This window comes from Bacillus sp. FSL R9-9497, assembly GCF_038005805.1.
In the GTDB taxonomy this organism is placed as follows: Bacteria; Bacillota; Bacilli; order Bacillales; family Bacillaceae_G; genus Bacillus_A; species Bacillus_A cereus.
The window spans coordinates 410204-430244 of sequence record NZ_JBBOTY010000002.1 but is presented as its reverse complement, the minus strand read 5'-3'; the positions used below and the strand labels follow the sequence as shown (position 1 = coordinate 430244).

Here is a 20041-nt window from a genome sequence, read left to right as displayed (position 1 = left end):
ACTAATTAAGATTTTTTCTTTTACATAGAAAATCTTATTATATTCATTTTTAGCCATAGCCAGTGCAAATGTCATAATAATAAGTGGGACACCACATTGCTATCAAGCTAAGCAAACAAAATACTCCTTAAAATAAAATGAAAAAATACATTATTTTTTCTTATAAAAGAAAAGCAAAGAATAAACTTTAATATGTATTAATCCAAACAAGAGAAGATGATTCATGTGAAACAATTTACTAAATTTCCTCTGACATTTTTAGTTATGTTCCTAGCCAATTTAGCGAACTATTATTTTATCCTATTTATGTAATAATAAAAGCCTTCCTAATTATAGGAAGGCAACGTTCTAAAATGAAAACCTATATTTGATTACTAATTAAATTACCTCAAACTGATAATATACACTTTTCCCATTCTCCCTAGTTACTTTAATTTCAGCAAATCCTTTACCAATGACATCCATTCTAACCTTTCCATTGCCCTGTACTGTATATTTGACAACTTTTTCTCCATCTATTGTTGTATGCTTTGCTGCAACTCCATCTTCTGTTCTAGATTGACCAACACGCCAACAGTCACTGCACTTTTTTGTGCTCTTAGATATCATTTCATTTTTTACATGTACGCTGTTAGTAGATGCATCAGCAATACCATTTGTACTCAACAAAATTATGGAAGTTACTAAACCTATTCCCAGTTTCTTTAACATTATTTCATCCCTCCTGTGATAATTCATAATTTTATATTAAACTGAGATTCTTTCAGGTAACTTTCATTTACCTTACAATAACCTTAAATCCCTTTCTGTAGATATCGAATTCTTTGGAAGAAAGAATTCACATAGTTTATATTGATTTTTTTAACATGGCCATGTGGATTGGCCCTACATTATTAGCTATATGTACCTTTCCGTTCATTTTCTGCTATTAGTTCATGTGTTAAATAAATCAAATACATAATGACTGAGAGAATTAGATAACTAGCAGTTTTACCTTTATCAGCAATTAAATGCCTTGCTTCGACTAGAATCACTTTTATTATTAACAAAATCTCACTAGCTCAAATGTAATAACTTATGAGTATAAGAATATTTTCTGAGCTTTAATATAATGTAAAATTAGTAAGAAACTTATTTCATGAAAAAATGTTAACTATTAAAGAATTAGAAGTGATTATATGAATAAATTATTACTATCGTGTTTATTAGCTACATTCTGTCTAAATATCGCAGGATGTTCTAATGATATGACTATACTAAAGGATAGTTCTAAACCTTCAATACCTACGAAGGCGAAATGCATTAACAAAGCTTGGTACAAAAAACATATGCCATGTAATAGGTTATGCTAAAGATCCTAAGGCGAATATGAATGCATATAGTAAACAACATATAAAAACATTGTAATTAGTTGTTATAAATCTACCTAAAAAGACTATCAATAATGGTGGTCTTGTTTATATTGGTGAGATTGTACTAGGATGATAGAATAGATTTAACTGTATGACGTAGGGTGGGTGCTGTCCTTTCTCTTTTTTATGTAGAGGGAAAGTAGGTGACTCCTATGATGGAATATTTACTGTCTTTGCTACAGAATTTATTGAAAGTATTTCTAGGAATTATTGTTATTGGTTATGGAAACAAGCTAGTGAATAATATTAGCAAAACGCAAAAGAACCTCCCTACGCCGTCGGAAGCAAAAGGGAAGTTCTAGAAAAAGAAAATAAATTTATTTAGTAACTACCCGCCTTACGGCAACAGTTACCAGAAGAGATGTATCAAGCATCTCTTCTTTTATTATATACCCAAGGTATTACTGTAATACTACTGTAGTAATAATTATATCAAACGAAGATAAAGTAATCTAGCAACTTGACCACGTGTAATACTATCCACCAAAATCATATGTACCATTTTCCATAACCAGCTACTTTACTTTCCCTTTTTATATCTATGTTTTCTTTATATAACCAAATGGTCAATAAGAATATCTTTAAAGATTATATCTGTCCGTAGATTTGCTAAAGATATTAAAGTTGTTGCTGCAAATACTGCACCTAAAAGTTGTTTCATTTTCTCACTATTTCCCCTTCTTACCCTAATTATTTTTGCGAATAAAAATATCCTTTATTTCCTAACACAAATCACCTATATATAATAATTTATATATTAATAATAAACAAATTAATTCCTCCCAGAATACTGTAGACTCACTAAAAAACTCTTCTTGCCTATAGAAGAGTTTTACTACGACTTCACTGTTAAATAGCATTTTCCTTTATTTCAAGTAAATGTCTGCTGTATTCTTTTTAAACTAGCCGAGATATTGTTTTAGTATTTCTAGCCCTATTTTCAACTCTTCTAATGAGTTTGTAGAGGATAGAGCAACTCGTAAATACTGATTAGGCATGGTTTGTGCGGTAATAAAGCGCTCGGAATGAAAAACCCGAATGCCGTGCCTCTCCAAATCTGTTTCTAATTGAAATGCATCATAATGATTTTGAATAGGTAGCCAACGGTAAAAACTAAAAGGATGCCCGACAGGATTGTTGGAAGAAAAATATCCTGAATAAATTTCGTTTGCAGACTCCGCTAAAAATTTCTTCTGCTTAACAATTTCATGAGCTTTTCCTGATAACACTAGCTCTGTTATCACCTCTACGTCTAAGGAAGATGTTTTAACATTGACATTAAATATAGCCTTTAAAATATCCTTACGTAAGGCATCTCCGAATACCATATAAGCAACCCTTAATCCTGAACAAATGCACTTAGAAGTTCCACTAATATAAACACTTTGTTCTGGAAGTAAATTAAACATTGGTTGCTCATAATCAGAAATAACCCCTGCTGTCAAAAATGCATGAATATCATCCTCAATCAAAATTATTTGATGCTTTCGAATGATTGCTGCTAACTCTTTCTTTCGAAAATTTGCAATCATAATCGTAGTAGGATTAGAACAAGAAGGCATTAAAAAAATACCATGAATATCTAATTGACTACATTGCTTATCGAGTTCACTTGGGAGCATTCCAAATTCATCCCCTTGAATGGGTACTAATTGAATATGTAGCATTTTTGCCAATTCGATAAAATTTGAATAGGTGTATACATCAGTTGCAATTCGGTTTCCAGGTTTAAACAACGCTGTCAATGTAATCGCTAAAGCATTTTGTGACCCCGAAACTATTGCTATATGGTCTTGATCCACATTAATGCCAAAAGACTTCATCCAATTGAGACCTGCCGTTTTTTGATGCGGAAGACCAGTTGGATCATTGTAATTTAATAGTTGCTCTAAATACTTTTTATCTACTACCTTTTGAATAGTCTCTGCGACAATACTATTAGTTTGCTCAAATGATGCTACTAATCCAAGATCAATGCAGTTTCTGATTTCCTCTGTAGAAATAGTAATGGAACGAGTTGCATTAGGAGCTACAAAAGTTCCACTCCCTGTGATTGCGTAAATTAGGCCTTTAACTTCACATAGTTTGTAAGCTCGGGTAATTGTTGTAAAGTTTAAATCTAAAAAATCCGCTAATTCTCGTTGTGGAGGCAATTTTGTTCCTGGAGCTAAAAAACCATTTACAATATCATGTTCAAGTAGTGCTGCAATAGAGGAATAAAACGGACGCTTTAATAGTTCCTTATTAGGTTTCCAAGACATAGAGTAATTTTCAAATGAATTTACTGGCATGCTTCACCTCTACGATTAAATTTTTATAGATAAACTCAGCATTATTTTAAAGTTAGAATAACACACTCCTCTAAAGAAAATTGTAATCCATACAATTTTCTTATTCATTGTATGGATTTTATGTGTTAAATTTGTATGCAATAAAGCTCTTGATTAAGGATGTGAATAATATGAAAAATAGAAATCAAATACGAATCGCATTCCGTGCAGCTTTCCCTTATACAATACCTATTTTTGCTGGTTTTGTATTTTTAGGAATTGCTTATGGAATCTACATGAACTCTCTGGGTTTCAGTGCAATATATCCAATTCTAATGAGTTTAATCATATTCGCTGGATCAATGGAATTTATTGCAGCTAATTTATTACTGGTTGCTTTTAATCCAATTCATGCACTTTTTCTTACTTTAATGGTGAATGCACGGCATTTATTTTATGGTATTTCTATGCTAGATAAGTATAAAGGAACTGGTAAGAAAAAGTTTTATCTTATTTTTGGACTATGTGATGAATCTTTTTCTATTAATTCTACTGTTGATATTCCAAAAGGTGTTGATAAGGGTTGGTTTATGTTCTTCGTGACACTGCTTAATCATTTGTATTGGGGTATAGGAGCCGCAATTGGTGGTATTTTTGGTTCCCTTGTACACTTCAATACAAAAGGACTAGATTTCGTTATGACAGCACTTTTCGTTGTGATTTTTGTTGAACAATGGATGAGGGAGAAAAAGCATTATAGCGCTCTTGTAGGACTGGGATTATCGATATTTAGCCTAATTATTTTTGGTGGAAACAATTTCATAATTCCTGCAATGATTATGATTTTATTAGTACTTACTATCCTAAAAAAAACAATAGAGAACATAGAGGAGGTTTCCGTGTGACAATGAGTTTACTGCAACAAGTTATAACAGTTGGTATAGTGGTTTTAGGCACAATGATTACAAGGTTCCTTCCCTTCTTAGTGTTCCCATCAGATAAACCTACTCCGCAATATGTCCAGTATCTCGGTAAGGTACTACCTTCAGCTGTCATAAGTCTTTTAGTTATTTACTGTTTTAAGGATCTGAACTTATTATCCGGCAATCATGGTGCTCCAGAATTAATTTCAGTAGGAGTAGTAATAATCCTTCACATATGGAAGAGACAAATGCTTCTCTCCATAGCAGGTGGAACAATTATCTACATGCTGTTAGTACAATTGTTTTTTAATTAAATTTAAAGTGACAAGTAATTGATCCTATCATCCTTCTATTTTAGAAATAGGATCATTATATTCAATAAACTAAAGAATAAGCAATGAATGCATTAGCATGCGCAATTCTTTTCGATAATACAGTGAGCTTCGAGAAAGATTACTATTAGACTAGTTACAACGCACCAGTGGGCTAAATCTAATTATCAATGTTGTCTCTACTTCTGTAATATTTTGTATTTAACTCCAGCTACAAAAAATATGAAGAAGGTTGGCAAATATCTTACCTCTTAGTTCAGAGCATATTAATTTTCCTAGATGAATACAACTTTATTTTTAGGAATTCTCCTTCGTTTTGTCCTTTAAGGGAATCAGAACCTTAGCTCTTTCCAAATTCTCTTAGCGTACGAAATTTGCGTTTTGATGGCGCTACCCTATCGCTATCAAGGTAACAAGACAAAATACTCTCTAAAATGAAAAAGGCGTTATTCTTTCTGAGAAATCATAGGAAAGAATAACGTCTTTATATTAATATTGCAACCCGTATCTAAAACCGCAATAGCTATGTCCTTTCCTTTCTCCTTTTTCTCCCATACTAACGGAGAAAACTCATCTCTTAGCCTTAGGAACTACAGGGATAGCATAATCAATCAAAATCCACGAGGTTTCCGTACTTAGAAATCTCCCACTTAACGACCTTACAGCCTATAGAAATTGAAAGTAGTTTAATTCTCTAACATGGATTGCGGAACAACTTTTTTTCCCACTACTTTAAATTCAATTTCCCCTTTTTCTCCATATATTAGTTCTATAATTGGAATAGTTACCATTAATTTTCCCTTCTTTTTTCTTTCTGTCTCTAAATCAATTATTTTCATGTCACAATCCCCTTTATTTATTATAAACAAGGAGAAAGCACTCATTTGAGTGCTTTCTCCTTGTTTATAAGTGGACCTTGTAGGACTCGAACCTACGACCGAACGGTTATGAGCCGTTTGCTCTAACCAGCTGAGCTAAAGGTCCAAAGCGTAAAATTTACTTCATAAGACGTTTTCATATATATCATTTTACCATATAATGTATCAATCCACTTTACTTTTTATTTAATATGCATATTTACATCGTGTTAATAATGTTTATATTCTGCAATCCTAACCTTTTGTAATTAGTACTATCTTTTAATACCTTTATAGAGGCCTGATTAACAGTAAAAAATTCATATATCAATCATATTAAAAATGATATAGTTACAACATTGAATTGTTTATATTTTCAAATGCTTTTATGCCATATTTCTTTATATCAGAAATTGTAACTAAATTATATGCCTGTTTCATTGTATTAAAGCAATTATCTATCTCTTCTTTTTCCATAATAGGTTTACCGGGATCATTATCTTCTAATTCTAGATGCGCAACTTCCCATGGTAAGTCAAATAGAATCATTTTTTCTAAACTCTTCCCACTATAACAACCTAAAGTATTGATTACACAGTCTAATATTTCCTTTTCTATTTGAGTTAATTGATTTGTACTATCATAATTAACTTCAAGATTGTCGTACTGATATACTTTATATTTATTAAAAATAACTCGATATACCGGGCCATGACTTCCTACTTCACAATCATCTTCAAATAAATATGTCCCAGTAAGCACCTTACAAAATCCTTGCGCATAGTATAACAGCTTTTGAAGAGCTAAAGGAGTAATATCATCATTTTTATATAGCAAATAGTTAGCAACTTCCTCGATTTTCGTAGTCTGCGTAGAAGGAATATCATCATTTTCCTGTAGCTTTGCGATTGCTTCTTTAGAGACTCTATATGCTTTTTGAGTAATTAAATCTTTATTTCTTTCCAAAATATCTAGCATAAAAGATTGATCTCTACCTAATCTTTTCAATATATCCGAGTACTGCTTCGTCGGAATATCTCCATTTACATACCTTGTTAGGGTAACCTCTCCCCAACCTAAAAGTAAAGACAATGGACGTTTTCCAATCTTATATTTTTCTAAAACCTCTCTTATTTCAGAAATAGTAACTAACTGTTCCTGTTGTCTATAGGCATGATCTAATTGTTCTAAATTATAATCATGAATGTTAGGAACAAATATTTCAGATTTACACTCCTCGCAATTTGCTTCTTTACCTACATAATGATATTGCTTCCCTCTAATGACTGTCACTTTTGAAACATCTTTAGTAGAATACTTTACCATATCTCGACAAAACTCACATAAAACCAACATAAAAATCCTCCCTCATTCTAAAACCATTAATCACTTATCTTTACCTAAAAAGATAAGTGACTGGTTTATTCCTTTTATGAAAAGAAACAACAATCATGTATTTGTTCCTGTCCTTATTTTCAATTAGATTCATCTTAATATATATGTCTACCGACTTCTTTTGTCCCCAATTATCTAACTCATATTGTGGACAAAAGATATACAATTTTTCATGAGCAAAATTTGGATTTTTATTATCAACTGCATAACAAAAATCACGTACTCCTATATTAAGAAGAATCTCTTTCACTTTACTAGCGTTAATCTTATTAGCCTCTAAAAATTCACTATTCTCTTTCCTTTTTTCATTTCGAGAAACCGTAAATCGATTATTTTTAATTAATTTTTTAAACTCTAATATGTACTGCTCAATCTCCCCGATTGTAAAATTAGTGTGCTTTTTTGTCTCCCTATTTTGAAAGCTAATATGCATTAAAATTCTTTCCCCTTTCAAATCGTACCTCATATTTACTAGAATTACAATAAAAAACGTATCAATTGATACGTTTTTTAAAAAATTCACAGTAAAATTCTATTCATCCTTCTTATAATGAGTACATTTATGTCGTCTACAAAACTTCTATATAATTATTTTTGCTGCGATTCGTAAATCTATTATGTATCTATTTTACAATCACAGTTTCATATATCCGTGTATACATTTAACGTAAAAAAACTACATATCCCTCCAATTTCCCTGATAAACAAATCAATTACTCATATGTTTTCTCCCCCTATATAAATTTCCTATCTTAATCTGTTGTTTTATACAGAAATATATATTTATACCTGTTTAAACCCAAACAAAAAAGGCCTCCTCAAGCCGATTAATTGTGCATAGCAAAATAAGCTAATTACACTAATCGGCTCAAAGAAGCCCTTTCAAAATTAAAGTAAGAACAAAACTTACTTCTACAACTCAACCACAACACATAAGGTGTGGGAATGAACGGAATCAAATAAACTAACAATATAACTGTATATTACATAATAAAATTATAATTCTCAAGGGTATTTGATTAAAATATTCCTACAGTGCTTCTACCGTAGGAACATCAGCGGGTGCCCACTTTAAATGCTTTAAATCCTTAATACTCATCCATTTTAGCTCTGCATGTTCAAGAGCTTTAGGCTTACCTGCCAAGATTCTAGCTTTATATGTAGTAAGATGAACAACAACGGTTTCATACTCGTACTCAACTTCCTCTACCTTCTCATCTACAACAATTGTACATCCAAGCTCTTCTTTAATTTCACGAATTAATGCAGCTGATGGTTCTTCTCCTTTGTTTATCTTACCACCTGGAAACTCCCAATAATCAGGTAACGTCATTGTCGGAGAACGTAATGCACATAAGACTTCATTATTTTCATTAACAATTACCGCACCAACCACCGATACTTTTCTCTTCATACTTACACACTTCCTTATACAGATTAATTAATACTTACTATCTTATATTAATTCATATTTTAACACCAAGTTTTCCTTTTAAATGATGATTAACCTTTCATTTGCTAATGAATGAGCCAAAATAAAGCATCTAAAATCTCTAATATACTAAAATCTTTCGAGTAAACAAGACAAAATGAAAATAAAAAAATGGAAAATTTGTTAACGACAATGATATGCTTACATATGTATATTTGTTACATAAATACATTAATTTTATTGAATGAGAGTTGATGAATTGCATCTCAATATTAAATCATTACAGTATTATAATTTATAAGCAAAATCTAGTATCTTAGATAAGGAGGTTCTTAAATGAACTGGAGAAAAATTTTTGGTTATCGCTCTAAAACCGCATGGAAAATGTTTATTGCTTCCATTGTTTATATCTTTATTTTATTTTTAATACTTCAAGCAATTATTCCAAATTCTATCCGCCCTGCCCTTGTTAATATTGGTTTTTTGGGATTTTCGTTAAGCTTACTTGCTTTAATTATTGGATTAATTAAACCACAATTTGTGTTACCCAAAATACAAATTAAAACCAGAAAGAAAGTAGTATATTCATATTTATATCTAGTACTAGCTTTCTTTTTAATGGGTATTGTATTTATTGATGGAAAATCAACTTCCAATCAAACTGTACAAAAGGCAGACACCAAAGTTGCCACTTCACAAGATACTAAAAAAGATACAGCAGACACAAAGAGTAAGGAAGAAGCTGACCGTAAAGCTCAAGAAGAGACTCAACGCAAAGCTCAGGAAGAAGCTAACCATAAAGCTCAGGAAGAAGCTAACCATAAAGCTCAGGAAGAAGCTAACCATAAAGCTCAAGAAGAAGCTCAACGTAAAGCTCAGGAAGAAGCTCAACGTAAAGCTCAGAAAGAAGCTAACCGTAAGGCCCAGGAAGAAGCTTCACAAAAAAGTAATGCTGTTGTTTCCTCATCTAGTGGTAATCATAACGGTTCTAATCGGAAACCTTTCCAAAATGATCCTAGTGATGACAAAGAAGCCAATACCACTTGTAAAGGACAAATTAAAGGAAATGCCAATTCGAAAAAATACCATGTTCCTGGTGGACAATATTATGATTCTACAAAAGACAATATTGTTTGGTTCTGTTCAGAAGCTGATGCTCAAGCAGCTGGTTATGTGAGATCTAAAAAATAAAGTCAATTACATTAGAAAAGGAAACACTGTATAAGCGTTCCCTTTTCTAATGTCAAAATATTATTATCCATTTATTAATAGCGAATAATAAGCTACACCCTATTAAGAGATTAAATATAAGCTGCTTTAAAAGCTTGTTGGACAGCTTGTACTTCAGATGAATTTTTACCATATAAGTTTGTTGCTATACGAATACAACCCTCTTTTAATTCTTTTAATTCTTTTAATTCTTTAAAATCAGAAATCATATTTAACTCATCTTTATTCACATAATACAAGATATTAAACATCTTATCTTCTTCCAAAATCTCTTTTCTCTCTTGCTTTTCTTTTAACTCTAACATTTCAAATTCCCCGTTATTATTTATTTCTATTTTCTATTATCCCTATACATAATTACTTAGGTATAGCTCCCTTTCCTCCTGTTAAAAAAATATATTTTGATCAAATCTTTAAATTGAAAAAAGAGGTTATTGTTATAAAAATTACAATAATACATACTACTTGAATCTCAACAAATATAAATTGATAGAATATTCCGTCTTATATTGATAAATGCTATTAAATAGATTTTGATAGAGGAAATTTCTGATATGATACTAATTGCTGCATAATATCTTTGGAGAGGATGAAATTGAACAATGAATGTTCATATACAGGGGAACGAGCAAATAACTCATTTATTAAATGAATGGTATCAAGAAATTAGAGCTAGGCATGTAGACGCCGCTCAATTACTTAAACAGGAAATCGAAAACAAAATCCATAACATAGAGGAAAATCAAACGATATTATTATACTTCTCACTACTAGATTTTAGACATCAATATTTAATTGATAGTTTAAGTATTTCTAAAGATAGCTTTAAACAAAGTGATGCTTATAAAACTCCTACAGACGATTTCCTTTCATACTATTATCACTTCTTTAAAGCCATTCATTCCAATGTTACTGGCAATCATAGCCTTGCAAAAATACATTACGATAAAGCTGAATACCTATTAGAAACAATTCCTGATGAGATTGAACATGCTGAATTCCATTATGAGTTGGCCATTTTCTATTGTCATACACATAAATCGATTTTATGTATTAATCATGTAATGAAGGCGAAAGATATATTTTCAAAACATCCTGGGTATGAATTGAAAGTTGCCTTCTGTAATAACCTATATGGATTAGCATGTACTCATTTAAAGGAGTGGGAATTAGCTGAGGAACACTTTATCTCGGCTATGGATACATTCCAAAAAGAAAATTTAGAATACAATATTTTGATTGTTCGTCACAATCTAGGATTTATGTATGCTACACAGAATTTATCCGAGGTAGCATTACGTTATTTATCTGAAGTTAATCAGAAGCTACCTAGCGATTATAAAGCTGTTTTTATTGAAGCTAGGGAACATTATAAATTAGGAGAACATCAAATTGCTCAAGAATTAATAAAAAGAGGCCTACAGCTTTCTACTCAATTGGGAATTGAAGGCTATATACATCACTTTAAGATTTTAGAAAAAATGAATCTAAATAGTTGTGCTACTGATATAGAAAAAACTGTTTTAGAAGGAATTTCTTATTTTGAACGCGAAGAACTATATGAGTATATAAATGAATATACTGAAAAGTTAGCAACCCAATTTTACAAAGAAAATAATCATAAAAAAGCCAGCTATTACTATTATGAAGCTAGTAAAGCCAGTGAAAAAAACTTTAAAAAAGGAGCATTAAAATGAAAAAATTAGCGGTTAGCTTACTGGGTATCTTAATTGTTGTAACAGTAACTTTTGGATCAAATTCTTCAACAGGCTCTCAAAGTACTATAAATGTTATTAAATATTCACATGGACATACTGGATGATGAAAGGAAGGATTATACCTTCCTTTTTCTTATATTTTAGAATTCAATACGTATCCCCCTCCTACATTTATTTATATAAATTTAAGAAATAAATAATTCAAAAGGTAAAATAAAAATACTACAATTAAAAACTTCCATTTGTTTCTTTTCGTTGGTTTTCCAGCATGTTGTATATAAAAAAATAAGGCAATACCTGCCATAGCAATTAAAAACATTTGATAGTAATCAATCATCTGTAATACCCCCTCCATACAAAAAATAAGAAGTCTCTTTTTAAGAGACTTCTTATTTTTAATACAAACGACATACATAGGCTAAACATACACAATAAAGTCAGGATGATGTACTTTATTGCCTTTTTATCATAACATATAATTTATCATTTTTGTTTAATAATTCCATATAATAAAACTTTATCAACCTTAAAATGTTTTATAATAAACGCTGTAGAAATAAATCCGAATATCGGTTCAAACATTGATTAACTCCTTCTGAACTCATATGTGTAGCTGTATTTGCATAAAACTGATTAAATAATCAAGTAACAGAATCGCTTGCTCCTTCTCGACGATTCCAGATACATAAGACCGTCAAATCTCTTGCACTATACTAACTTTTACATTTTACCAAACCTATCTCTTATTCAAGTTGTTGAAGATGGGTATCGCTGTAGTTCTTTAGTGAACAAATGAAACCCATTCTGAATTGATGGATTTATACAAAACGCCATCCTTTCTGTATATTTCTACAAAAAGAATAGCGTTTTTTGTTTTATGGATACACTTTTTTAACTTAATAGCGACGTGCTATAATCCCCAACCATTTCTGTAAAAGATTATTATCCCCAAATGTCTACTTCAGCTACTGAAGCAAATCCATTCTGTCCATTCGTTACTTCTATTTTTACATACTTTGCAGTAACTGGGTTAAATGTTGCCGTTTTCTTATCACTATTATTTCCCCATGTTCCTGATGATGCTTTTTCATATTTAATACCATCTACACTTGTATAAATACTGTACCCTAAAATGCGGCCGTTCTCTGATCCATCTTGTCTTGGAAGATAATCCACTTTTGAAATTGTTTGATTTTTGTCAAGTTCCAATGTCAAATTGTATGGATATTGATTTGGTGTCCAACTGCTATGCCAAAATGTATCTGTTTTTCCATCAATTGCTTTACTAGCTGAACCACTTGATTCCTCACTATTTGCACTTGCTTTCATTGTATTTTTAGGCAATACGTATGGTTTAACAGATGGAGAATCAGTTAGAATATCTACTTCAGCTGCTGAAGCAAATCCATTCTGTCCATTTGTTATTTCCACTTTTACATATTTTGCAGTAACTGGATCAAATGTTGCATTTTTCTTATTACTATTATTTTCCCACGTTCCTGATGATATTTTGTCATACTTAACACCATCTACACTCGTATAAATATTGTAAGTTAAAATACGGCCATTTTCTGACCCATCCTGCCTTGGAATATATGCCAATTGTGAAATGGTACGTGTATCGCCAAGTTCTAGTGTTAAATTGTATGGATATTGATTTGGTGTCCAACTACTATGCCAAAATGTATCTGTTTTTCCATCTATCGCCTTACTAGCTGAACCCGTTGATTCCTCACTATTTGCACTTGCCTTCATTATTTTTTTAGATAATACAGCAAGTGGTTTAACAGGTTTAGCATCCGTTGCTTCCCATATAGGTGCAATTAATGTCGGGTTATTTAAAGCTTCTACTTTTTGTCTCGTTTCTTGGGTTGCCTTCAATCCCCACTGATCAAAAAACGGTAGTACATTTTGTTTTGCTATTTTCGATGTATTGTAAATAAAAGCTTGTATTTTATCTTCGTCTGTTTTTGGAAGTTGATCCTCTGGTATCTCACGATATAATTTGTGAAGATTTGGATAAAACTCATCCCCATATGCCAAATGAAGCTGCCAAAGCATAACAAGTTTTACAAACAGGTCATCAATATTTTTATATTCTTTATTCGTTTGTTTTAAATAAGTAAAAGCCCTATTATAATCTCCCTCTGTATCTAAACGTGTTGGTTTATTTGGATATATTTTCTTGAATGCAGCTAAAGAATATAGATTAACAGTTACTTCACCCATACCTCTTAAATCATTCCACGTCCATGGATATTGTTGTCTTGCATGTCCTGCTTCATGCATTTGTCCCCATCCAAACTCATTTACATTTAAAGTACTTTTGATTGCTTCACCAGCAGTTGTAAAGACGGCACCATCCCAACTTGCATACATGCCCCAGCTTTGTGCATTAGGGTTTTCTACAAAGGTCCAAATACGACGAGTTGAACGATGTAAAGGATTAGGTTCTGTTTCAGATAGCCCCGATATCTTGTCTTGCGCTCGAATCATTTCATCATATTTATTTAATAGTGGCACAGGATCTTGATTTACAATATATTTATTGGCACTATCACGAGTTACAGTTAGTACTGCTCGTTCTGATTTCAATTGTACTGCATGTGCATCTGGATATTTGTTCATCATGGCAACCCAGTCTTCTTTCGTGTGTTTCCCTAATTCAAAGAAAGGAATAGGACTTCCGCCTTGCGTTACCTGCACCTTAACTGTTCCTGTACTTTGAAAATTATCTAACCCTAATACACCGCCGTTCGATGAAGAAATAGTATTAGAACCGGGAGAAAGATCAATTTCTTTTCCCCATTCTTTATCATATTGATGTGTCCCAATAATGGCTCTAATCTTTTGCGTTCCTGATACTGTAATAGTAACCTGTTCATTAGGTTTCACATAAATGCCTGTTGGCATATAATTTTTTTGCTCACCTCTTTTTTCTCTTTTTGCTTCATCCGAAAAACTGCCTGTACCTGGAAGATCAAACTCTCTTTGTTCAAGTTGAGTTGCAGTTTGTGCAGTTTCAGCATGTACAGCTAAATTATTTGTCATGATAGGTGCAAATAAAGTAGTTGCTAAAATAGCGGATGTCGCAAACACCTTTATAGTTTTTTGTAATCTACCACTCTTTCTTTTGTCCATATAAATCAGTCCTTTCGTTCAATTTCATTATTACTTACATACGAAATATCAGTTTTCTCACTAATTTCAAAAGTGGATTTATTAAATGTACATGTATTTTAAACAATGCTAATTATATTTTTGGATGAGTATAATAACACTTCAAATTCTTTTCCTAATTAATCTAGAGATACATTTCCTTCATTGATTTTTTAAATCACTCCTCTAAATAAGAATTTAAGATAAATGTCCTGTCTCAAAGGTCCTTTCCTAATTTTGGTATTACGAATTAAGTATAATTCGAAAATAAAATTATACAATTGAGAAAAATAATAATGTTAAAAATTTACATACGCGTAAAGTTTTTAACATTTACTGAAAAATAATGTGTTATATGAGGATTAATTTAATATATTTGGTGTTAAAAAATATTTTTAATAGAGGATTGTTCATTCCCATTCAGAAAAACTCCACCTTGGTGTTTTCAAATTATGAAGTCCCCACTTTCTAGTCTTTCTACAAAAGATATAGAGTTCATTTACAATCTGATTCATGATTTTTTTAAATTACCCTTCCCTTCTGTTAAGAAGACTTCAAAACTTGAATAGATTACCTTATATCGCTACTTTGTGTATGCAAAATTACATACCAATCCCCATTGAAAATAGTTCTCATTGTAACTATAATGGTTTCAGGGATTGAAATTTTCACTTTCGTTTCAAATCTCACAATATATTAAAGGAGGAAATACTATTATGAAAAAATTGATTTTAGCAGGGGCACTAGGAATTGCAGTATTTTCAGGTATGAACTTACCAGGGGCTGAGGCATTAAAAGCGAGTGCAGCTACTACGAATTTAGAAATTCAAGAAGTCACAAAATACTACTCTATGAGTTCCTATGAAGTGTCTCAAAAAGAATCATTTAATCTTAAAAAAGGGGAAGAACTTACAGTCTTTGTACAAAATTCAGGATTCCCAATTTCTTATACAGTCTTTGATGCGGATAATCAAGTAATTGGCACATTCAATGCTAATTCCCCATATGGTCGCGTATTTAAAGCGCAAAAAGACGGTAATATTTCTGTACAATTTCAAGCAGGTGTAAATTCTACGTACATGAAGAAGATGAATTTTACAGCTAAATTTGCTGTTTCTAAACTTAACCAATAATAAAAAATGTAACGATCCTCTTTACAAACAAATTAAAAAGGTATATCCCTTCAATGGGATATACCTTTAGTTTTAGTGAATTTTATATTGACCAGATAGCTGCTCTTGCGCCATACGAACTAAACGTTTCGTAATCTCTCCACCTACTGAACCATTTGCTCGTGCAGTTGAGTCCGGTCCAAGTGTAACACCAAACTCCTGAGCTATTTCATATTTCATTTGTTCAATTGCACTTGCTGCAGCTGCTATTAAGATTTCGTTTGAATTATTATTTTCGCGAATTTGCATTTTTTAAACACCTCCGTTGAATTTGGTAATATCATGCTCTATTTCCAACAAAATATGCAAAAAAATTATTCGTTTAGCTATTTTACATATATACCTAAGCTTTCATCTCTTATATAGGAATAAATAAAGGTATAGGTCATACTCTATACCTACACCTTCTCCTATCCTACTTACTTTTGAATTCCCCTATTAACCCCTGTAATTCTTGCGAGAGCCAATTTAAAGAATTTGCCAACTCTGCAATTTCTTGTACATATAGTTCTTGCTCTTTCATACTTGACTCCACATTACTACTGCTATTCACATATGTATTTGCAATGTGTGATAATTCATTTACAAACTGAACAATGGTTTGATTATCTTTTAGAATGTCACTTGAATGATTCGAAGTCGCTTTAATTTGATTTGTAACAGATTGTGCAGATTCTGAAATCTTTTCAAAGAAAGCACCACTACTTTGAACAAGTGTTATTCCTGATTCTACTTCCTTTGAACTCTTCTGTATGGATCTTACAGCCTCCTCTGCTTCAGCTTGGATTTCACCAATTAATTTAGCTATATCCCTTGTAGATGCCTCGGTTCTTTCCGCTAATATACGTACCTCGTCCGCAACACCTGAAAATTCTTCCCCCATCTCTCCAGCACATGAGGATTCAGTAGAAGCATTTAAAGCTAATGAATTTGTTTGATTTGAAATGGTTGTAATTACAGTAAGAATTTCATGAATTTCCTTAGATTGTACTTCTAATGCATAAATACTAGAAGATACATCCTGAACTGTATCTTTGATTCTTTTCATTTGATTCACGATTTGCTTAATCAAACCTTTTCCCTCTACAGAATGCTGGTCCATGTCTTCCAAAGCATTGCCAACTTGTTTTGCAGCTCCTTTAATTTCTTTCATCTTACTTTCTATTTCTTGAACAATCCCTAAACATTTTTGCACTACATATTCATGAGAATGTGCTCCTAAATTTAATCCTGTAATAGCACTTGCAATTTCTTTAAAGGCTATGCTATTCTCTTTTGTACTTACCGACAATTCCTGTGAAGATGTCGAAACCTGTTCAGCAGTCTGCCTTACTTTATCTATAATCCTATTAAACTTTTTAATAGTGTTATTAAAATAGATATTGGTTATCCCTATATCATCAGATCTTTCATTCAATTTAATACTTAAATCCCCTTCACCAACTTTACGTAACCCTTCTTGTAAATCCTTTAAAGGCGATAGAGAGTTTCGTGAGATAAATATTTGAATTGTAATTGCGATAGTTAATGAAATTATAATAAATAGTAAACCTTGTATCATAAAGTTTTTCTTTGTAAGAGGAATAATAGAAGCTTCCAAATCTGCTGCAACAATTGCAATTATATTTTTATTTTCATCTGTAACTGGCTCTAAAATTGTTACCCAGAACCCTAATTCATCTTCATACACTTCTGTCATTTGTGCCTGTTTTGTTTGTATTACTTTATCGTATGTTTTCATCCAATAAGTAGGCTGCTCATAGTATTCACCTGGCTTTACAGAAACAGTATTTGCTAATTCTGTACCCAAAGCTACTATTTGTAATTCAGCTTTATCATTTAGCTTGGCTCCTGTAACATATGTTTGCCCAACACTTTTCATATCTTTTATAGATTTATCCAATTGCTCTGTCAATTTTTCTTTCTTCACTCTTTGAGCTGTGGGGTCTTTTGCTACATATCTTACTATTTCTAGATCTAATTGATTTAACACCGCATCACCTGTTTCAAAAGACTGCCTCTCAAATATAGACATCATACTATTTTGAAACATATTAAAACTTAACGCTCCCATACTTCCAACAAGGGTCAGAATTACTAATACCGTTAGTAATACATTTTTTTGAAGCAACGATAGCTTATGCCAATATTTTTTCATTGATTTCACCTTTCTTATTTTCAACAATACAAAAACAAAGTAGTAACATATTAAGAGGTTCTCTTTCTGTTATTAATTTAAACTTTAAAATAGCATACTAATCGTTCAACCAAACGTTCCAATTTTTTTCATTTACAATTGCATCTTTTATATGTCCAGCTGCTCCTGGAAATCTATTAAAAGGAAGACGTAATACTTCTACCACTTCATCTTTTCTATTTGTACTGATTTCTTCTAAATCGATGATATTAAAGGATTTGCCTATAATAATTGCTATAATGTTTTATAGACGACTAAGAATATTTAAAATTCCATATTTATCTCCTAAAGATTTTCAAATTAGATTTGTTGCAGTACCTTCAGCAAGGATTTTTTATAATATCGTTAGTTTTAAATAAAGATAAGAATTTTTAAGAGCCTCATCTTTAGTTATTTTTATCTTGCAGAACAATAAAATCTGAAAGTTTAATTCAATCTCCTATTTTATAACTTTTCCCCTTATTTTTCTATAATATTATAATATTTACCTGTACAATCTAAACTTAGACTCTTTTGGCCTTTACTCTTCAAGTGTCTTAAATTCATATGAGGTAGCGCAGAAAGTAAATTTTTAATAAAAAACTTTTGTATTAAAAAATGCAAAAATACATACTCCTCCAAAACTATATGCACTTAAATATTCATATAGTAAAATAAACAGTACAAGCGTGTCCTATACAGCATATTTCCTTAACTGGCTTGATATTATATTCATCATAAAATTGGTGTGAACTTAATATCTCACTTAGCTCTTTAATATTTTAATATTAACAATATAGTGTTAATATATCCCTACTTTATCGCTACACCTACATATAAGCCAAGAATTCAATTACAGAACGGTTTTCATCAATAGTAGACAAAAACATGTCAAACAAAAAGAGACTCAATTATTTATTACTTTTCGTATAGATGTAATAAAAGATTATAGGAGAAATATATATGCTCAAAAAAATAAATAGATTTATGTTTGCTTTGCCTACCATTTCTTTTATTTTTCTTATTTTATTAGGATCATTTTTATTTGTAATACCATTAGATCTATTCTTACCTGAAATACAAAAAAACCCAATAACAGAAGCACCTCTTATTCTTCAAGTTTTATTAGGGGTATTAGCGGCACCTATATATGAAACAATAGTTTTTCAAGTATTTTTATTTTGGCTATTAAGTTGGATTCCTTACATTAAAAATCACGATTACCTTATCATATTAATAACTTCAATTATATTTGGATTAAATCATCCATATGGAATCACTTATATAGTTGGTACAACGATAATTGGTCTTTTATATAACTATGCTTATTGGGTATATAAAAAAAAGAATGAAAAATATCAGGTTACCATGTCTGCTTTTGGGGTTGTTTTTTTGATTCACTTATTACATAATTCTGTTGCTTTTATAGCTTCAAATTTATCATTTTAGCCAAGAAGACTCCTTCCTCAAGGAGCGTAAAGGGTCAAAAAGCCAATTTAAATATGTAGAAGAAATGAATGCATTTGCTTGTCCGATGGGGTGTATTTTAGAGTATGCGACAACGGATCGTGAAGGATATCATCAATATAAATCCAATCCAGAAGACTACGCTGTTTGTCCGCTACGTGAGGTATGTTTTTCAAAGAAACAAAAAGTTATTACTCATCATATATGGGAGAAATATAAGGATATCGCTAGAAAAAACAAACTAACAGTTACAGGGAAAAAGTTTTACAAAGTACGCTATTCAACTATAGAGCGAAGCTTTGCGGACGCCAAAGAACTACATGGCTATCGATATGCTCGATTTCGGGGGCTGAAGTCTGTCCAAATGCAGGCTTATCTCACCGCAACTTGTCAAAACATGAAAAAAAACAGCCCTCCATCTGACCAAAAAAGGTCTGGTGGAGGGCTATTTTTTTGAAACTCTATTATTTTATATTGTTTTTATTCGCTAAAATCAAA

Annotated in this window: 18 protein-coding genes, 1 tRNA gene and 1 pseudogene; 8 read left to right on the top strand and 12 right to left on the bottom strand. The window is 31.4% G+C overall.

The features are described 5' to 3' along the window. Positions 1-378: 378 nt before the first annotated feature. Complete coding sequence (locus MKY21_RS29570) at positions 379-711, bottom strand: hypothetical protein (protein ID WP_000914230.1); 333 nt, start codon at positions 709-711, stop codon at positions 379-381. 1603 nt (positions 712-2314) lie between these two features. Next, entirely contained in the window at positions 2315-3703 is a 1389-nt protein-coding gene (locus MKY21_RS29565; RefSeq protein ID WP_001145017.1) for an aminotransferase-like domain-containing protein, read from the bottom strand. Between the two features lie 170 nt (positions 3704-3873). Here MKY21_RS29565 and azlC point away from each other — a divergent pair, with 170 nt between their 5' ends. Together azlC and MKY21_RS29555 are read left to right on the top strand one after the other, a co-directional pair. Continuing rightward, positions 3874-4587: an azaleucine resistance protein AzlC gene (gene azlC / locus MKY21_RS29560; protein WP_098438003.1), complete on the top strand. Its 714-nt coding sequence runs from the start codon at positions 3874-3876 to the stop codon at positions 4585-4587. Next, the gene (locus MKY21_RS29555) at positions 4584-4919 is read left to right on the top strand and encodes a branched-chain amino acid transporter permease (protein WP_000178819.1); all 336 of its coding nucleotides are present in this window, start codon (positions 4584-4586) and stop codon (positions 4917-4919) included. Before azlC ends, MKY21_RS29555 begins: the two co-directional genes overlap by 4 nt. A 704-nt stretch (positions 4920-5623) precedes the next feature. On the opposite strand, the gene MKY21_RS29550 is transcribed toward MKY21_RS29555, so the two are convergent. From MKY21_RS29550 to MKY21_RS29530, 5 genes are all read right to left on the bottom strand, one after another. Next, a complete protein-coding gene (locus MKY21_RS29550; RefSeq protein WP_000691090.1) occupies positions 5624-5776 on the bottom strand; it encodes a hypothetical protein in 153 nt (50 codons plus the stop codon). 71 nt (positions 5777-5847) lie between these two features. Continuing rightward, a tRNA-Ile gene (locus MKY21_RS29545) sits at positions 5848-5921 on the bottom strand. A 224-nt stretch (positions 5922-6145) separates the two neighbouring features. Next, positions 6146-7150 (bottom strand): type II toxin-antitoxin system antitoxin SocA domain-containing protein, encoded by a 1005-nt coding sequence (locus MKY21_RS29540; RefSeq protein WP_000960611.1) that lies wholly within the window; start codon positions 7148-7150, stop codon positions 6146-6148. A 40-nt stretch (positions 7151-7190) separates the two neighbouring features. Beyond that, positions 7191-7622: a hypothetical protein gene (locus MKY21_RS29535; protein ID WP_000548170.1), complete on the bottom strand. Its 432-nt coding sequence runs from the start codon at positions 7620-7622 to the stop codon at positions 7191-7193. A gap of 597 nt (positions 7623-8219) precedes the next feature. Continuing rightward, positions 8220-8603: a (deoxy)nucleoside triphosphate pyrophosphohydrolase gene (locus tag MKY21_RS29530; RefSeq protein WP_044585142.1), complete on the bottom strand. Its 384-nt coding sequence runs from the start codon at positions 8601-8603 to the stop codon at positions 8220-8222. A 354-nt stretch (positions 8604-8957) separates the two neighbouring features. Between MKY21_RS29530 and MKY21_RS29525 the strand changes: the two genes are divergently transcribed. Beyond that, positions 8958-9812, top strand: coding sequence for a sunset domain-containing protein (locus MKY21_RS29525; RefSeq protein WP_341078305.1), 855 nt, complete (start codon positions 8958-8960; stop codon positions 9810-9812). Positions 9813-9922: 110 nt separating this feature from the next. Here MKY21_RS29525 and MKY21_RS29520 read toward each other — a convergent pair whose 3' ends face one another. Then, positions 9923-10156, bottom strand: coding sequence for a M4 family metallopeptidase (locus tag MKY21_RS29520; protein WP_097995625.1), 234 nt, complete (start codon positions 10154-10156; stop codon positions 9923-9925). 297 nt (positions 10157-10453) lie between these two features. On the opposite strand from MKY21_RS29520, the gene MKY21_RS29515 reads away from it, so the two are divergent. Together MKY21_RS29515 and MKY21_RS29510 are read left to right on the top strand one after the other, a co-directional pair. Next, positions 10454-11548, top strand: a complete 1095-nt coding sequence (locus tag MKY21_RS29515; protein WP_001100598.1) for a Rap family tetratricopeptide repeat protein — start codon at positions 10454-10456, stop codon at positions 11546-11548. Beyond that, complete coding sequence (locus MKY21_RS29510; RefSeq protein WP_000732002.1) at positions 11545-11673, top strand: hypothetical protein; 129 nt, start codon at positions 11545-11547, stop codon at positions 11671-11673. The genes MKY21_RS29515 and MKY21_RS29510 overlap by 4 nt, the downstream gene beginning before the upstream one ends. Before the next feature lie 71 nt (positions 11674-11744). On the opposite strand, the gene MKY21_RS29505 is transcribed toward MKY21_RS29510, so the two are convergent. Continuing rightward, complete coding sequence (locus MKY21_RS29505) at positions 11745-11906, bottom strand: hypothetical protein (protein ID WP_165852350.1); 162 nt, start codon at positions 11904-11906, stop codon at positions 11745-11747. Between the two features lie 605 nt (positions 11907-12511). Next, positions 12512-14710: a discoidin domain-containing protein gene (locus tag MKY21_RS29500; protein WP_341078301.1), complete on the bottom strand. Its 2199-nt coding sequence runs from the start codon at positions 14708-14710 to the stop codon at positions 12512-12514. 734 nt (positions 14711-15444) lie between these two features. Between MKY21_RS29500 and MKY21_RS29495 the strand changes: the two genes are divergently transcribed. Further along, complete coding sequence (locus MKY21_RS29495; RefSeq protein ID WP_044585145.1) at positions 15445-15861, top strand: hypothetical protein; 417 nt, start codon at positions 15445-15447, stop codon at positions 15859-15861. A gap of 72 nt (positions 15862-15933) precedes the next feature. Here MKY21_RS29495 and MKY21_RS29490 read toward each other — a convergent pair whose 3' ends face one another. Next, complete coding sequence (locus MKY21_RS29490; RefSeq protein WP_001167047.1) at positions 15934-16149, bottom strand: alpha/beta-type small acid-soluble spore protein; 216 nt, start codon at positions 16147-16149, stop codon at positions 15934-15936. 166 nt (positions 16150-16315) lie between these two features. Further along, a complete protein-coding gene (locus tag MKY21_RS29485; RefSeq protein WP_341078300.1) occupies positions 16316-18058 on the bottom strand; it encodes a methyl-accepting chemotaxis protein in 1743 nt (580 codons plus the stop codon). A 981-nt stretch (positions 18059-19039) separates the two neighbouring features. Here MKY21_RS29485 and MKY21_RS29480 point away from each other — a divergent pair. Next, positions 19040-19525: a CPBP family intramembrane glutamic endopeptidase gene (locus MKY21_RS29480; protein WP_061663250.1), complete on the top strand. Its 486-nt coding sequence runs from the start codon at positions 19040-19042 to the stop codon at positions 19523-19525. A gap of 34 nt (positions 19526-19559) precedes the next feature. Beyond that, positions 19560-20034 (top strand): annotated as a pseudogene (locus tag MKY21_RS29475) (transposase); the annotation flags it as partial. Between the last annotated feature and the right edge of the window lie 7 nt (positions 20035-20041).

Coding starts and splice junctions, on each gene's coding strand:
- MKY21_RS29570 (WP_000914230.1), bottom strand. CDS start 711: ATGTTAAAGAAACTGGGAATAGGTTTAGTAACTTCCATAATTTTGTTG.
- MKY21_RS29565 (WP_001145017.1), bottom strand. CDS start 3,703: ATGCCAGTAAATTCATTTGAAAATTACTCTATGTCTTGGAAACCTAAT.
- azlC (WP_098438003.1), top strand. CDS start 3,874: ATGAAAAATAGAAATCAAATACGAATCGCATTCCGTGCAGCTTTCCCT.
- MKY21_RS29550 (WP_000691090.1), bottom strand. CDS start 5,776: ATGAAAATAATTGATTTAGAGACAGAAAGAAAAAAGAAGGGAAAATTA.
- MKY21_RS29540 (WP_000960611.1), bottom strand. CDS start 7,150: ATGTTGGTTTTATGTGAGTTTTGTCGAGATATGGTAAAGTATTCTACT.
- MKY21_RS29535 (WP_000548170.1), bottom strand. CDS start 7,622: ATGCATATTAGCTTTCAAAATAGGGAGACAAAAAAGCACACTAATTTT.
- MKY21_RS29530 (WP_044585142.1), bottom strand. CDS start 8,603: ATGAAGAGAAAAGTATCGGTGGTTGGTGCGGTAATTGTTAATGAAAAT.
- MKY21_RS29525 (WP_341078305.1), top strand. CDS start 8,958: ATGAACTGGAGAAAAATTTTTGGTTATCGCTCTAAAACCGCATGGAAA.
- MKY21_RS29520 (WP_097995625.1), bottom strand. CDS start 10,156: ATGTTAGAGTTAAAAGAAAAGCAAGAGAGAAAAGAGATTTTGGAAGAA.
- MKY21_RS29515 (WP_001100598.1), top strand. CDS start 10,454: ATGAATGTTCATATACAGGGGAACGAGCAAATAACTCATTTATTAAAT.
- MKY21_RS29510 (WP_000732002.1), top strand. CDS start 11,545: ATGAAAAAATTAGCGGTTAGCTTACTGGGTATCTTAATTGTTGTAACA.
- MKY21_RS29505 (WP_165852350.1), bottom strand. CDS start 11,906: ATGATTGATTACTATCAAATGTTTTTAATTGCTATGGCAGGTATTGCC.
- MKY21_RS29500 (WP_341078301.1), bottom strand. CDS start 14,710: ATGGACAAAAGAAAGAGTGGTAGATTACAAAAAACTATAAAGGTGTTT.
- MKY21_RS29495 (WP_044585145.1), top strand. CDS start 15,445: ATGAAAAAATTGATTTTAGCAGGGGCACTAGGAATTGCAGTATTTTCA.
- MKY21_RS29490 (WP_001167047.1), bottom strand. CDS start 16,149: ATGCAAATTCGCGAAAATAATAATTCAAACGAAATCTTAATAGCAGCT.
- MKY21_RS29485 (WP_341078300.1), bottom strand. CDS start 18,058: ATGAAAAAATATTGGCATAAGCTATCGTTGCTTCAAAAAAATGTATTA.
- MKY21_RS29480 (WP_061663250.1), top strand. CDS start 19,040: ATGCTCAAAAAAATAAATAGATTTATGTTTGCTTTGCCTACCATTTCT.